The organism is Kitasatospora sp. NPDC036993 (genome assembly GCF_055607525.1).
Genome location: NZ_JBVJRP010000023.1, coordinates 1 through 15,057, shown reverse-complemented (window position 1 = coordinate 15,057; position 15,057 = coordinate 1). Strand labels below are relative to the sequence as shown.

Here is a 15,057-nt window from a genome sequence, read left to right as displayed (position 1 = left end):
CGGACGGTCCAGCGCGCAGCCCGTCCGGCGCACCCCGGTCGCGCCCGTCCGATTCATGGCTTTTGGTGTGAAGTGGCGGACGGAACGGGTGCTCCGGCCGCCTTCCTGCGGGAGTTCCGCAGGCTCAGCGCACTGGAGGCATGAGTGCAGACCGACATCGACCCCCGGGACCTCATCGGTCACAAGGCCGTCGACCGCAACGGAGACAAGATCGGCACGGTCGACGAGGTCTACCTGGACGACGCGACCGGACGGCCCGAGTGGGCCGCGGTCCGGACCGGCATCTTCGGCCGGGACGCCTTCGTCCCGCTGACCACGAGCGAGTTCGCCGGCGACGAACTCCGGGTGCCGTACGACAAGTCACTGGTGAAGGAGTCGCCGGACTTCGGCGTCGGCCAGCACCTGTCGCCCGCGCAGGAGCTCCAGCTCTACCGCTACTACGGGCTCGACACACCGGCGGACGGCCGCCCGAACGGCGAGAACGGGAGCCGCCCCAAGCAGCCCGACCTGGAGTTCGGCACCACCGCGGCCGCCGCCACGACGGCCGCGGCGGCCCCGGCCAAGTCGCTCACCTTCCACACCGCCGAGCGCTCGCCAGAACCCGCCCCGGCCAAGCCGGCCGTCATCCCGTTCGCGTCCACCGCCGCGGACACCGCCAGGACCGCCCCGGAGGACGACATGCGGACCCTCAGCACCCCCGAGGCCACCACCTCCACCACACCTGGCGCACCTGCCGCGCCCACCGCGGAACCGAAACCCCAGTCGCAGCCCGCTCCCACCCCCGCCCCGACGGCGGCAGCCACGACCACCACGAACGTCACGAGCACCGGCCCCGCCTCGACCGCCCTCAGCGGCCCGGTCGAGATCACCTGCCGCGAGGAGCGACTGGAGATCACCACCGACTGGCGCACCCTGGGCACCGCGAAGCTGCGCAAGTACGTGACGACCGAACAGGTCGAGCGCCGCGTACCGGTGGTCCGCGAGCGCGTCCGGGTCGAACGGATGCCGGTCAGCGACGCCGAGCGCGCCACCCTCACCGAGAAGGACATCGCCGAGGCCGTCGAGGAGGTCACCCTCCGTGAGGAACACCCGGTGGTCCGCAAGTTCCTCGCCCCCATCGAGCGGGTCCGCCTGGTCGTCGAGCGCTACACGACCGAGGAGGTGATCCGGGACGAACTCCGCCGCGAGCAGGTCGAGGTCCACGACACCACCACCCCCGCCTCTGCCTCCCCGCCCCCCGACGCCGTGTCCCGCAGCACCCCGTCCCCCGACTCACCCCGCCCGGCCTCACTGCGGCCACTCGTCTGACCGCACCCGCGCGCGACAAGGGCCCCGGACAACCGTCCGGGGCCCTTGTCGCGTACCCGACCCTTCGGCTTTGCCAAGTCTTAACCAGTCGATATTTGACACTCTGAAGTATCCACTGCAAAGTTACTTCAGTTCATTCACTATGTACGGGAGGAAGCAACCGTGAGTGAGGCACCACAGCCCACCACCGCGGCCGAGAAGCAGAGCAGCGCCCGGGTCCTGCCGGCCCTCATCCTGGCGATGCTGTCGTTCAGCGTGGTGCAGACCGCGGTCGTCCCGATCCTGCCCTCGCTGGCCAAGGAACTGGACGTCTCGGCGTCCAGCATCACCTGGCTGATGACCGCCAACCTGCTCTCCGCAGCCGTGCTGACTCCCCTGCTGGGCCGCTTCGGCGACCTCCGGGGCCGCAAGCCGATGCTGCTGATCTCGCTGGCCGGCCTGGTCGCCGGTTCGGCCCTGGCGGTCAGCACCCACTCCTTCACCTGGCTGGTCGTCGCCCGTGTCCTCCAGGGCGCCGGCGGTGGCGTCCTGCCGCTGGCGATCAGCATCGTCCGTGACGAGCTGCCCAAGCAGAAGGTGACCGGCGGCGTCGCCGCCATCAGCGCCTCGATGGGCGTCGGCTCCGGCCTCGGCCTGGTCGCCACCGGCCTGCTGCTGGAGCACTGGAGCTACAAGTCGATCTTCTGGATGGGCCTGCTCTTCGGCCTGCTCGCGGTCGCCCTGGTCGCCTTCCGCGTCCCGTCCGACCCGGTCACCGACAAGGAGGGCGGCGCCGACCCGCTGGGCGCCCTCACCCTGGCCGGCTGGCTCTCCGCCCTGCTGGTCGCGGTCAGCCAGGGCAACCACTGGGGCTGGACCTCCACCAAGACCCTCGGCCTGTTCGCCGTCGCCGCCGTGGTCGCCCTGGTCTGGGGGATCATCGAGACCAGGGTCGCGCACCCGCTGGTGGACATGAAGATGATGTCCCGCCCGGCCGTCGCGTTCACCAACCTGGCCGGCCTGCTCATCGGCTTCGGCATGTACGGCTCCTTCATGGTCATCAGCAACTTCGCCCAGACCCCGGAGAAGCTGACCCACTACGGCTTCACCGCCACCGTGCTGCACGCCGGCATCATGCTGCTGCCGTCCGCCCTCGGCTCGATGGTCGCCGCCCCGCTCGGCGCCCTGCTGATCGGCCGCCGCGGCCCGCGCCTGCCGCTGGTCCTCGGTGGCGTCCTCGGCGCCGTCGCGATGGCCTACCTGGCCGTGCGCCACAGCCACGAGGCCGACATCTACACCGCCTCGGCGATCTTCGGCCTCGGCATCGGCCTCGCGTTCTCCGCGATGCCGGCCTACATCAACGGCGCCGTCCCGGCCGAGCAGAGCGGCATCGCCAACGGCATGAACGCCGTGCTGCGCACCGTCGGCGGCGCGATCGGCACCGCCGTCATGGCCGCCATCCTGACCGGCGACACCATGAAGCTGCCGCCGCAGATCCCGTTCTCCTTCCCGACCCTGGACGCCTACAAGCACGCGTTCTGGACCGCGGCCGTCGTCTGCGTCGTCGCCGGCGTCGTCCCGTTCCTGATCCGCGGCGTCAAGTCGGCCGCCACCCCGACCGTCGTCGGCGGCTCGGCCAAGCAGGACTCCAGCCCCGAGCTGGTCAAGACCGACGCCTGACGAGGCGTCCGGCCCCCGCGCTCAGGGACAGGGCGCGGGGCCCGGCCTCCGTACGCCGTGAGGGCATCACGAACGTACGGGGACCGGCACGGTGATGCGGCCCCACCCGGTACTCCCCCACCGGGCGGGGCCGCTTTCGCGTCTCAGTGCCCGCGGTCCGGCCGATCGGCCCCGCCGTCCCCCGCCGCCGGACCGTCCTCGTCCCCGCCCTGGCCCCGGCGCAACGGCAGCGCCCCGGACGGTTCGAGTGCCGGGTCGTCCACCGCGAAGGTCCGCACCCGCCCCGGCCCGCTCCACGGCGTCTCGAACCGTACGGTGACCCTCCCGACGCCGCTGCCCTGCACCCACCCCGGTCCGAACTCCTCGTGCCGGACGTCCTGTCCAGGCATCCAGCGGCGCACCACGACGGCCTCCGGCTCCTCCTCGGCCTGCTCCGTCCCGGCCACCGCCTCCGCCTGCTCCGCGGCCTCCTCCCGCAGCACCTGGGCGAACAGGTCCTCCTGCGTGTAGTCGGCGAGTTGGGTGACCCCCACGCCGAGCAGCCGGACCCCGCCGGTGATGTCCACCTGCTCGGCCAGCCGGCGCGCGGTCGCGGTGATCACCGCCTCGTCGTCGGTGGGCCCGCCGAGCGTCTCCGAGCGGGTCAGCGTCGAGAAGTCGAAGCGCCGGACCTTGAGCACCACCGTCCGCCCCGAGCGCGCGGCCGCCCGCAGCCGCCGCACGCACCTGCCGGCCAGCGCCTCCACCTCGCGCAGCACCCGGTCCCGGTCGGCCAGGTCCACCTCGTAGGTGTCCTCCACCGACACGGACTTGGCGTCCTGGTCCGCGATCACCGGCCGGTCGTCCAGCCCCATGGACATCTGGAAGATCCCGGCGCCGTGCGCCCGCCCGACCAGCTGCACCAGCTCCGCCTCCCCCGCCTCCGCGAGGTCGGCCACCGTGTTCAGCCCGGCCCGGCGCAACACCTGCTCGGTGGCCGGGCCGATCCCCGGCAGCGCCCGCACCTGCATCGGGCCGAGCACGGCCCGCTCCTGCCCGGGCTCGACCATGACCAGCCCGTCCGGCTTGGCCTGTTCGGAGGCGATCTTGGCCATCAGCTTGGAACCGGCCGCACCGACCGAGCCGGTCAGCCCGGTCAGCCGCTCGATGTCCGCCCGCAGGTCCTCCGCCAGCGCGAGCACCAGCCGCTCGCCGGTCCCGTGGTCCGCCTCCAGCAGCGCCGGACCGTACGGACCTGCCTCCAGGTCCACGAAGGCCTCGTCCAGGCTGAGCGGCTGCACCAGCGGGGACAGCTGCCGCAGCAGCCCCATCACGATCTCGCTGTTCTGCCGGTAGGCCTCGAACCGCCCCGACAGGTAGGCCGCGTTGGGGCAGAGCCGGCGCGCCTGCGCCATCGGCATCGCCGAGTGCACCCCGAACTTCCGTGCCTCGTACGAGGCCGTGGAGACCACCCCGCGCCCGCCGAGCCCGCCGACGACCACCGGCTTGCCGCGCAGGCTCGGCTTGGCCGCCTGCTCCACCGCCGCGAAGAAGGCGTCCATGTCGAGGTGGATGATGCTCGGCAGAGATCGCACCCGCCGATCATCGCGTACGGGTCCGACAGTGCGTACGAACCCGGCCGGACGCCCACCGGCCGGCCCCAGGCGCTACTTCCCCGCGGCCTCCGCCAGCGCCTTCGGGATGCCGTCCTCCTCGGGCCCGAGGAACACCGGGTCCGGCCGCAGCCAGGCGTTGGCCGCCGCCTTGCCGGCCCCGGCCACCTCCCGCAGCCCGCCGTACAGCCAGGTCGCGTCGTGCAGCTCCGGCACCCCGACCGCGTACGAGCGGATGCCCGCCGCCTCGCACAGCGCCAACGCCCGGCGGACGTGGAAGTCCTGGCTCACCAGCACCGCGTGGTCCACCCCGAAGATCCGGCGCGCCCTGGTGCAGGAGTCCCAGGTGTCGAAGCCCGCGTAGTCCCGGACCACCCGGTCCTCGGGCACCCCGTGCTGGGTCAGGTAGGTGTACATCGCGTCGGGCTCGGAGTACGCGGCCCGCCCGTTGTCCCCGGTCACCAGGATCGCCCGCACCTTCCCCTCCCGGTACAGGTCCAGCGCCGCGACCAGCCGGTGCTCCAGGTACGGCGAGGGCCTGCCCTGGTCCAGCCCGGCGCCGAAGACCACCGCGACCGGCGCGGGCGGCGCGCTCTCCACCGTGCCCACCCGGTCCCCGGCGGAGAACCACACCCAGGCGCTCGGTGCCAGCGCCAGCGAGCAGAGCACCGTCCCGGCCTGGAACACCCTGCGCTGCGTCCGCCGCCCACGCAGCCGTGCCCCCAGCAGCCCGGCCCTGCGCCGCAGCAACCCCGATATCCCGGTGCCGATCCCCACGTGCCCTCCCTCGATCACGTCAACCAGGCAACACGACGGGGCCGCGGGCCCGAACGGTTCCCCGTCCGGGCCCGCGGCCCCGTCGAACGCCTCGTCAGACCGCCCGGTTGCGGCGCTGCGCCAGTTCGTCACCCGGGTCGTGCCCGACCAGCGTCTCGCCCGTGTCGGTGCGCTCGGCGTGCAGCCGCCCGAGGGTGAGTTCCAGCTCCCGCCAGACCGCTCCCACCGCGATGCCGAAGACCCCCTGACCGCCCTTCAGCAGGTCCACCACCTGCTGCGGCGTGGAGCACTCGTACACCGTCGCGCCGTCGCACAGCAGCGTCATCCCGGCCAGGGCCGCCGGGTCGGCGGCCTGGAGGTGGGCGACGGCCACCCGGATGTTCTGCAACGAGACGCCCGCGTCGAGCAACCGCTTCACGATCTTCAGCAGCAGGATGTCGCGGAAGCTGTACAGCCGCTGGCTGGTCGACGGGTACGCCGTACGGACGCTGGGCTCCAGCAGTCCGGTACGGGCCCAGTAGTCCAGCTGGCGGTAGGTGATGCCAGCCGCCGCGCAGGCCGTCGGGCCGCGGAAGCCGAGCAGTTCCGATGTCGGGGCCAGCCGCTCGATCGCGGGCTGGCCCGGTTGTACGGCCGGGAACCTGCCCACCCGGGGCAGATCCGTGACGGTGCGAGCGGTGCGCGGCATGTGCACGGCGCACCGGCCTCCCACGGCCGCGTCATCGCCGGTGCTGCTCATGCCTGCCTCCGTCCACTCGTGCTGCGGGCAACCCGACTGCGGGCATCGGCTCCCCGGACAGCCACTCCTGACGGTAGGCAGTCCCCTATGACCCGTCAACGATCGCCACGCCGGGTCAGACAAACCACATCACTCAGGAGAGTGGTTTTTCGTGCCCCTAGTGTGGGTAGGTGGCTGATTTTTGGCAAAACGGGCGGGTCAAATAGCCGATCGGACGGTCCCCGCTACTGCGGACCGCTGCCCCCGAAGTCCTCGGGCGACACCTGGTCGAGGAACTCGCGGAACTTCTCGACCTCGTCCTCCTGCTCGTCCGGGATCGCGATGCCCGCCTCGGCGAGCACCTCCTCGCTCCCGTAGATCGGCGTGCCGGTGCGCAGTGCCAGCGCTATGGCGTCGGACGGCCTGGCGCTCACCTCGACCCCGCCGGCGAACACCAGCTCGGCGTAGAACACACCCTCCCGCAGGTCGGTGATCCGGACCTCGGTGAGCTGCTGGCCGAGCGCCTCCAGGACGTCCTTGAACAGGTCGTGCGTCAGCGGGCGCACCGGCGTCATGCCCTGCTGGGCGAAGGCGATCGCGGTCGCCTCGCCGGGGCCGATCCAGATCGGCAGGTAGCGATCTCCCCCGACCTCCCGAAGCAGCACGATCGGCTGGTTGGAAGGCATCTCCACTCGGACACCCACGACGTCGAGCTCATTCACACAGGCAACCCTATGGCTCCGCTCCCGGATATGAAAGCGCAGGGCCGACGCCGCTGGTCAGCGCGGTGCACCCGACGCCGCGAGCCGGTCACGACCGCTACCCGCGGGTCCGCAGACCGGCCTGGACCATCGCCGCGTGCAGCCGTACCGACAGCGTCGCCAGCTCCCGTGCGGTGGCCTCCGCGTGTGCCCTGGTCTGCGGGTTCCGGTGCCGGCGCAACGGTGCCACCACCTGTTCCACCAGCGCGATCTCGCGGTCCGCCGCCGCCTTCATGGCCCGCAGGTGCCGGGGCTCCAGCCCGTACCGGCCGAGCTCCGCGACCAGCCTGGCCACCTGGAGCGCCTCGCCGTCGTACCCGCCGTCCGAGCCCGGGACGACCAGCCCGTAGGCCTCCCACTCGGCGAGTTCCCGCTCCCCGGCCTCGGCCGCCGCCAGCAGCTCGGCGCGCCCCAGCCGGACCCCGGACGGCACCTCGCCCGAGGCCACCAGCTCCCGGTCCGCCTCCTCCAGCGGCCCGGGCCTGGCGTCGGCGGGGGGCAGCGCGGGCGGGCTCTCCCCGCGTTCGATGGCGTCCAGGTGCTCGCGGATCACCCGCAGCGGGAGGTAGTGGTCCCGCTGCATGCGCAGGACGTAGGCCAGCCGCTCGACGTCGGCCGGGCTGAACTTGCGGTACCCCGAGGGCGTGCGCTGCGGCTCGACCAGCCCCTCCGCCTCCAGGAAGCGGATCTTGGAGATGGTGACCTCGGGGAAGTCGTCGCGCAGGAAGGCCAGCACCGCGCCGATGCTCAGCAGTTCGTCACCGCCGCGCCGGCGCCCGGCCGGCCGCTCCGGCCTGAGCGGCTGCCGCGGGCCCGCGACCACCCCGCGCCCGCCGCGGTCCGCCTGCGGACCGGACGGGGCTGGGGTGGCCGCCCCGAGAGAAGAGGAAGGGGTATTCGTGTTCACTCGGGCTCCTGCCTGCGTCGTTTTCAGTACCCCCGGTTGTGGCCGGCGAAGAACACCAGCCGGTACTTCCCGATCTGCACCTCGTCGCCGTTGTTCAGCGACACCTCGTCGATCCGCTCCCGGTTCACGTAGGTGCCGTTGAGGCTGCCCACGTCCGCGACGCTGAAGCCGGCCTGGGTGCGGCGGAACTCCACGTGGCGGCGGGAGACCGTGACGTCGTCCAGGAAGATGTCACCCTGCGGGTGACGTCCCGCCGTGGTGACGTCCGAGTCCAGCAGGAAGCGGCTGCCCGAGTTCGGACCGCGCTGCACGATCAGCAGGGCCGAGCCCGGCGGCAGCGCGTCGATCGCCGACAGCACCTCGGCCGACAGCGCCGGCGTGGCGCCGGTGCTGGTGCCGGTCGTGGCGCTCGGATCGTACGACTCCAGGCCGGAGATGGAGATGGTCGACGTGGTCTCCGCCGCCCCCTCCGGGAGCAGGCCGCCGCGCAGCGCCGTACCGCAGTTGGAGCAGAACCGGGCCGCGGCCGGGTTCCGGTTGCCGCACCTGGGGCACGGAGTGGGGCCAGCCATGTTCACAGCCTCCTGGCGCGGCACACCCGACGGGTTGTGCCCGGCGTACGGGTCCGGAGCAAACCCTCCACCAGAGGTTGAGGGTCCTGACGGGAAACCTATGCGCGGCTCGCCGGAGGGGTCAACCGACGCGCCGTAGCCCGCCGGATTCCCCACGTACTGGGCGGCGCCGCCGTCCCGGTACAGCTGCTGCCCGGCGTACGGGCCGGACTCGGGGGCGGGTCGCATGCCGGGCACGGCGGGCTCGTCCTCCGGACGGCGGTGGCGAGCGGTCGGCGCCTCGACGGCGGCCGCGTCGCGGCCCTTGTTGCGACCGAACAACTTCGAGAAGAAACTCACGGGCGAATCCCCTTGCGTGTGACAGACCCGCCCGCGGGGCAGGGTGAGAACCTCGGACATGCTGCGAGCCCGGTCATTGCGGCTCGGGCCCGCCGGAGTGGCACTCCGGCCGGTGGTGCTGCGGTTGTTGATGCTGTGGCTGTTGGTGCTGCGGCTGCCAGTCCTGCGGCCGCCGGTACTGCGGTTGTCGCTCCGGAGCGTACCGGTGCGAACCAGTCTCGCCCATGTGACGGCGGCGCCCCGCGGCGGGTGCCGCCCGCCCTTGACGGGCCGTTCGTCGGGCGCCCCGTCACTTCGAAGCCGGCTTGGCGTACTGCGGCGACTTCGGGTCCACGAGGGCGTCCACGACCACCTTCTGCTGCTGGGTGATCGTCGCCCGCGCCTGGTGGCTCTCCAGCGTGCGGACGACACCTCCCGGGATGTTCAGCGCGGGTGTCAGATCCTGCGGGTTCCCCACGACCGTGAACCGGTAGGGCTGCGAGACCTTCTTCCCGTCGATCTGCACCCCACCGGCCGACAGGTCGGTGAAGTAGGTGTTGACCACCACGCGCACATCGTTGATCTGAATCGCCTCCGCCCCCGCCGCTCGAAGTTCTTGCAGGGTGTCCAGCAGCATATCTGCCTTCACCTGCCCTTGGGGATCATCGACCGTGAGTACGATGCCGGGACCAGTGGCTTTGACGGTGCCGGCGAGCACGCCCAGCTCCGTCACCTTCTTCCTGGTCTGTTCCTGCGCCTCCTTGGCCTGGTTGGAGCTGTTCTCCAACTTCGCCAGGGACTGCTCCAGCTCCGCCTTCTCCTGCTGGAGACGTTGCTGACGGCTGTCCAGTTCATCGAGGATCCGGACCAGGTCCTCCTGGCGCGCCCCGCGCAGCTGACTGTGGTGGTCGTTGGTCGACCGCACCTGGATCGCCAGCCCCAGGCCGAGCGAGAACAGCAGCAGCGCCACCACCAGCTGCCCGCGCGACAGCCGCGGCGGCCAGAGCGCCGCCTTCAGCCGCCGCCGGCCGGCACTCCGGTCCACGGCGGGCGGCTGCTCGGCGGCTTCTGCTGCTTCGCGCTCGGGCACCGCTTCGGGCTCGGGCACCGCTTCGGGCTCGGGCACCGCTTCGGGCTCGGACGCTGCCACCGGCTCGGCCGCGGGTGCGGGCTCAGCCTCCGGCGCCGGCTCGACCGCCTTCGTGAGCCGCAGCGTCGGCTCGGACACCGGACCGGCCTCAGGTTCAGCCTTAGCGTCAGACTTCGGTTCCGACACGTCCTGCGCCCCGACGGGCTCCCCGTCCGTCCCGGGCTCGGGCTCCTCGACGGGCTTCGCGGGAGGCTTCTCGTCCGGCTTCCCAGCGGCCTTCCCGGCTCCCGCAGGCTCCCGCTTCTCCTCCGCCGCCTCGCGGCCGGGCTCAGGCGCGGAAGACATGGCGCCGGATCGCGGCCGCGTTGGAGAAGATGCGGATGCCGAGGACGACGACCACGCCCGTGGAGAGCTGCGAGCCGACGCCCAGCTGGTCACCGAGGAACACGATCAGTGCCGCGACCACCACGTTCGACAGGAACGAGACGATGAACACCTTGTCGTTGAAGATCCCGTCGAGCATCGCCCGAACGCCACCGAACACTGCGTCCAGCGCAGCCACCACCGCGATCGGCAGGTAGGGCACAACGGCGTCCGGCACCTCGGGTTGGACGAAGAGGCCGACGACCACCCCGATCACAAGACCCAGTACGGCAATCACGGTCTGGCTGCTCCTGTCCCTGGCGTGGTCTTGGTGGGTCCGGTCGACGGACGTCGCTTGGTGGTCGGCGAGGTGGACGCGGAAGGCGGGGCCGACGGTGAGAGCGACGCGCCGGAGCCCTCCGGGGTTCCGGTGCTACCCGACGGCGTGCCGCTCGGGGCGGCCGGGGTCGCCGTGGGCGAGGGCTCGGGCGTCACCGGCTGCGCGGTCCGCAGCGTCACCCCCACCGCCGCCGGCAGCGTCAGGTTCTTCTGCGCGGAGAGCGTCGACTTGATGCCGTACTGCTCCTGGAGCAGCCGCAGGTACTCCCCGGCCATGTCCTTCTGGAAGGCGGTGAGGAGCTTCGAGCCGTCCCCGATCGCCTGGATGTTGTACGGCGGCACCAGCGGCCGGTTGTCCACCAGCACCGCCTCGCCGGCGGCCCGGATCGCGGACAGCGCGGTCAGCCGCTGTCCGTTGATCGCGATCGCCTCGGCCCCGGATCCCCAGAGGCCGTTCACCACCAGTTGCAGGTCGCGGTCCCGCAGCCGGCCGCTGCTGGAGAAGCCCTGCCCGGCCCGCGGGTCGACGTTGCCGCCGGCGCCCGTGCCCGCGGCGTCCTCCAGGACCAGCTTCACCCCCGGTCCGGTGACCTCACCGAGACCGACGGCACCGGTCACCCCGCCGGGATCACCGGGACCCGAGGCGAGCGCCTGCTGCTGCGTGCTGTCGACCTTGAGCCGCAGCTCCTGCACCTGCTTCTGCAAGTGGTCGGCCGAGGTGTTGCTGTCGTTGATCCGGTGGATCAGCGCGTCCCGCTCCTTGGCCAGCGTCGGCTCGGCCTTGTGCGCGTTCACCGCGCCCACCGTCACCACCGCTCCGACCAGCGCCAGCCCGGCGCCCAGCGTGAGCAGGCCCGACAGGGTGCCGGGTATCCGGCTGTCGCGGGCCCCGCCGCGCGCGGCAGCCGCCTCCGCGTAGCCCTCGTCCAGGCTGTGGTCCATCACGCCGGTCAGCAGGGACATCGAGGCGTCCGGGCGGTTGTACCGTCCGTTCGGAGCACTCGGTGTCGGCGTCGCTGGCATGGAGACCATCGTCCCATGTCGCCGCAGGGGCCCGTGCACGGCCCCTGAGCTGCACACACGCTGCACACATGACGGAAAGTGACGGACCGTTCCGAATGATGTGAAAACGGACAGCGGGGCGCGCGGATCACACCGCGCGCCCCGCCGTTCGGGGTCGTCGTCCGGGACTCAGGTCCGCACCGGGCTCACGCCCTGGCCGTCACCGCCCCGCACCGTCGACCACCGCCGCCCACTCGTCCAGCAGCGCCTCGGTGGCCTCGTCGTCGGGGCCCTCCGCCCACAGATGGGTGACCGCCTCGGCCGGGTCGGGCAGCACCAGCGTCCAGCGCCCGTCCGCCTCGACCACCCGGACGCCGTCAGTGGTGTCCAGCCGACGGCTGCCTGCCGCCTCCACCACCGAACGCATGACCATGCCCTTGGCCGCCCACGGCGTCGCGATGTCCCGGCGCCGGATGTGCGCCTGCGGAATCCGCGCGTCGATCTGGCTCAGCGTGAGCTGGGTCCTCGCCACCAGGCCGACCAGCCGGACGAAGGCCGCGGCGCCGTCCAGCACCCCGCTGAACTCGGGCACCACGAAGCCACCGCGCCCGTCCCCGCCGAACACCGTGCCCTCGGCGGAGGCTGCCTTCGCGAGGTCGTCCGGCGTCGTCGTGGTCCAGATCACCTGGGTGCCGTGGTAGGCGGCGACCTGCTCGGCGATCCGGGTCGTGGTCACCGGCAGCGCCACCTGCCCGCTGCGCCGCTCGGCCGCGACCAGGTCCAGCAGCACCAGCAGCGCCCGGTCGTCGTCGATCACTCGGCCCAGCTCGTCGACGAACGCGACGCGCTCGCCCACCGGGTCGAAGCGCACGCCGAAGGCCGCCCGGGAGGAGGCCACCAGCTCGCCCAGCCTGGCCAGACCGGCCCGCCGCACCTCGGCGTCCTCGGTCGGCCTGGCCTCGTCCAGCCCACTGGAGACGGTGAGCGCCTCGACCCCGAGTCGGCCGAGGATGCTCGGAAGGACGAGGCCCGCACTGCCGTGCGCGGTGTCCACGACCACCTTCAGCCCGGCCTCCCGGACCCCGGTGGTGTCCACCGTCCGCAGCAGGTTGCCCGCGTAGGAGTCGAAGACGCTGGACGGGAAGGTCAGGTCCCCGATCTCGCCGGGGAAGGCCCGCCGGTACTCCTGACGTGCGTAGACCCGGTCCAGCTTGCGCTGCCCGGCCTGCGAGAGATCCGCCCCGCGCTCGTCGAAGAAGAGGATGTCCAGCGAGTCCGGCACTCCGGGCGTGGTCCGCAGGAAGATCCCGCCCGCGCTCCCCCGCGCCGTGTGCTGCCGGGCCACCGGCATCGGCACGTTCTCCAGGTCCCTGACGTCGATCGCGGAGGTCTGGAGCCCCGAGATCATCGCCCGTTTGAGTGCACGCGCACCACGCGAGTGGTCACGCGCAATGGTGACGGTGGCGCCCTTCTTCAGCGTCGTCGCGTACGCTCCCGCGAGCCGGACGGCCAGCTCCGGGGTGATCTCGACGTTCAGGATGCCCGAGACCCCGCGCACCCCGAACAGGTGCTCCTGGCCGCGCGACTCCCAGATCACCGAGGTGTTGACGACGGCGCCGGCCTCGATGGTCTTGAACGGGTAGACCCGGACGTTCGCGCCGATGATCGACTCCTCGCCGACCAGGCACTCGTCGCCGATCACCGCGCCGTCCTCGATCCGCGCGGCCCGCATCACGTCGGTGTTCTTGCCGACCACGCAGCCCCGCAGATTGCTCTGCGGCCCGACGTACACGTTGTCGTGCACCACCGCCTTGTGCAGGAACGCGCCGCGCTTGACGACCACGTTGCTGCCCAGCACGGTGTGCTCGCGGATCTCCACGCCGGCCTCGACCTTGGCGTAGTCCCCGATGTACAGCGGCCCGCGGAGCACCGCCTCGGGGTCCACCTCGGCGCCCTCGGCGACCCAGACGCCCGGCGAGATCTCGAACCCGTCGAGCTCGACGTGGACCTTGCCCTCCAGGACGTCCGCCTGGGCCTTGCCGTAGCTCTCGTGGGTGCCCACGTCCTCCCAGTAGCCCTCGGCGACGTAGCCGTAGACCCGCTTGCCCTCCTTCAACAGCTGCGGGAAGACGTCACTCGACCAGTCGACGGACTCACCCGCCGCGACGTAGTCGAAGACCTCGGGCTCCATCACGTAGATACCGGTGTTCACCGTGTCGGAGAAGACCTGCCCCCAGGTCGGCTTCTCCAGGAAGCGCTCGACCCTCCCCTCGTCGTCCGTGATCGTGATACCGAACTCCAGTGGATTCGGCACCCTCGTGAGACAGACGGTGACCAGAGCGTTCTTGCTTCGGTGAAAGTCGATCAATTCCGAGAGATCGAAGTCGGTCAGCGCGTCACCGGAGATCACCAGAAAGGAATCGTCCTTGAGCGCGTCCTCGGCGTTCTTGACACTCCCCGCAGTGCCCAGTGGCGTCTCCTCGTGGGCATAGGTCAGATGCATGCCCAGCTCTTCGCCGTCACCGAAATAGTTCTTGACCAGTGACGCCAGAAACTGCACGGTGACGACGGTGTCGGAGAGGCCGTGCCGCTTCAGCAGCCGAAGCACGTGCTCCATGATCGGCCTATTGGCGACCGGAAGCAGCGGCTTCGGCATGCTGGAGGTCATCGGGCGGAGTCGGGTGCCCTCGCCCCCTGCCATTACAACGGCTTTCATTACGGGTGCGTCCTCCTTCGCGGTGGTGGACCAGCAGGTCCATCAAACCGTTCCAGAGGGTTCTCTACCCGGAAGGTATCGTCCGACGCACCGATGGGGCGTGGGGCTTCTCTCAGATCACGTCTCAGACTGTGGACGCCGCGCCGGCCCTGCTCGCCCGGACGATCCGCCTCGCCTGAACCGCGTAGAGAATCGCGGCCCACCAGTACAGCGTCGTGCCCCACCAGATGAAGGCCCAGCTCACGACCTCGGCCGGCCGGGCGATCCAGTTGTCCACGCTTCCGAGCAGCAGAAGCGGAAACGCGTACATCAGATTGAAGGTCGCGGCCTTCCCCAGGAAACTCACCTGGAGCGGGCCGTAACCGTGCCGGTTCAGAATCGGCAGCAGCGCCGCGATGAATACCTCACGGGCCAACAGGATCGCGGTGAGCCACCACGGCAGAATCTCACGCCAGGTCAATCCGACCAGCGTGGACAGCACATAGAGCCGGTCGGCCAGCGGATCGAGCAGCTGCCCCACCCGGCTGATCTGCCCCCACCGCCGGGCGAGCTTTCCGTCCAGGTAGTCGCTGACCCCGCTCAACGCCAGGATCAACAGTGCCCAACCGTCATTGTTGGGCCCGTCGAAGACCGGCCACAGGATGAGCCAGAGAAAGAGCGGAACACCGACCAGTCGGCCCATGCTCAGCATGTTGGGGATGGTGAGGACGCGATCGGTCTGGACCCGCGTCTCCTGGACCTCCACCCGGGGGCCTCCTGTCCCGTGTGACGACAATGCACATTGACCCTACAACAGAGAAACCCCCGACCGGTTCACCCGGCGGGGGTTTCTCTCGAATGATTGTTCGGCGGCGTCCTACTCTCCCACAGGGTCCCCCCTGCAGTACCATCGGCGCTGTAAGGCTTAGCTTCCGGGTTCGGAATGTAACCGGGCG

Annotated in this window: 13 protein-coding genes and 1 rRNA gene; 2 read left to right on the top strand and 12 right to left on the bottom strand. The window is 71.2% G+C overall.

What is annotated here, in order from left to right:
• Positions 1-144 precede the first annotated feature (144 nt).
• Together ACZ7C5_RS33990 and ACZ7C5_RS33985 are read left to right on the top strand one after the other, a co-directional pair.
• On the top strand, positions 145-1,308 hold the full coding sequence (locus ACZ7C5_RS33990) for a PRC and DUF2382 domain-containing protein (RefSeq protein ID WP_470324174.1): 1,164 nt from the start codon (positions 145-147) through the stop codon (positions 1,306-1,308).
• Between the two features lie 162 nt (positions 1,309-1,470).
• Entirely contained in the window at positions 1,471-2,967 is a 1,497-nt protein-coding gene (locus ACZ7C5_RS33985) for an MFS transporter (RefSeq protein WP_401085865.1), read from the top strand.
• A gap of 143 nt (positions 2,968-3,110) precedes the next feature.
• On the opposite strand, the gene ACZ7C5_RS33980 is transcribed toward ACZ7C5_RS33985, so the two are convergent.
• From ACZ7C5_RS33980 to rrf, 12 genes are all read right to left on the bottom strand, one after another.
• Positions 3,111-4,541 (bottom strand): DNA polymerase IV, encoded by a 1,431-nt coding sequence (locus ACZ7C5_RS33980; RefSeq protein ID WP_470324173.1) that lies wholly within the window; start codon positions 4,539-4,541, stop codon positions 3,111-3,113.
• Positions 4,542-4,613: 72 nt separating this feature from the next.
• Positions 4,614-5,330, bottom strand: coding sequence for a SanA/YdcF family protein (locus ACZ7C5_RS33975; protein WP_401085902.1), 717 nt, complete (start codon positions 5,328-5,330; stop codon positions 4,614-4,616).
• A gap of 100 nt (positions 5,331-5,430) precedes the next feature.
• Positions 5,431-6,075: a MerR family transcriptional regulator gene (locus ACZ7C5_RS33970; protein ID WP_188300048.1), complete on the bottom strand. Its 645-nt coding sequence runs from the start codon at positions 6,073-6,075 to the stop codon at positions 5,431-5,433.
• 224 nt (positions 6,076-6,299) lie between these two features.
• Positions 6,300-6,776 (bottom strand): bifunctional nuclease family protein, encoded by a 477-nt coding sequence (locus ACZ7C5_RS33965; protein WP_030303568.1) that lies wholly within the window; start codon positions 6,774-6,776, stop codon positions 6,300-6,302.
• Between the two features lie 97 nt (positions 6,777-6,873).
• Positions 6,874-7,566 (bottom strand): transcriptional regulator FtsR, encoded by a 693-nt coding sequence (gene ftsR / locus ACZ7C5_RS33960; protein ID WP_401085905.1) that lies wholly within the window; start codon positions 7,564-7,566, stop codon positions 6,874-6,876.
• Positions 7,567-7,745: 179 nt separating this feature from the next.
• Positions 7,746-8,633, bottom strand: coding sequence for an FHA domain-containing protein (locus ACZ7C5_RS33955; RefSeq protein ID WP_188300047.1), 888 nt, complete (start codon positions 8,631-8,633; stop codon positions 7,746-7,748).
• Positions 8,634-8,922: 289 nt separating this feature from the next.
• Positions 8,923-9,840 carry a DUF881 domain-containing protein gene (locus ACZ7C5_RS33950; protein ID WP_470324172.1) on the bottom strand — a complete coding sequence of 306 codons (918 nt, stop codon included), beginning with the start codon at positions 9,838-9,840 and terminating at the stop codon, positions 8,923-8,925.
• Positions 9,841-10,030: 190 nt separating this feature from the next.
• The gene (locus ACZ7C5_RS33945; RefSeq protein WP_030062488.1) at positions 10,031-10,363 is read right to left on the bottom strand and encodes a small basic family protein; all 333 of its coding nucleotides are present in this window, start codon (positions 10,361-10,363) and stop codon (positions 10,031-10,033) included.
• A complete protein-coding gene (locus ACZ7C5_RS33940) occupies positions 10,360-11,427 on the bottom strand; it encodes a DUF881 domain-containing protein (RefSeq protein ID WP_401085874.1) in 1,068 nt (355 codons plus the stop codon). Before ACZ7C5_RS33940 ends, ACZ7C5_RS33945 begins: the two co-directional genes overlap by 4 nt.
• A 199-nt stretch (positions 11,428-11,626) precedes the next feature.
• Complete coding sequence (locus ACZ7C5_RS33935) at positions 11,627-14,122, bottom strand: sugar phosphate nucleotidyltransferase (RefSeq protein ID WP_401085876.1); 2,496 nt, start codon at positions 14,120-14,122, stop codon at positions 11,627-11,629.
• A gap of 124 nt (positions 14,123-14,246) precedes the next feature.
• Positions 14,247-14,867: a CDP-alcohol phosphatidyltransferase family protein gene (locus ACZ7C5_RS33930; RefSeq protein ID WP_401085879.1), complete on the bottom strand. Its 621-nt coding sequence runs from the start codon at positions 14,865-14,867 to the stop codon at positions 14,247-14,249.
• 98 nt (positions 14,868-14,965) lie between these two features.
• Positions 14,966-15,057, bottom strand: a 5S ribosomal RNA gene (rrf, locus tag ACZ7C5_RS33925); the annotation flags it as partial.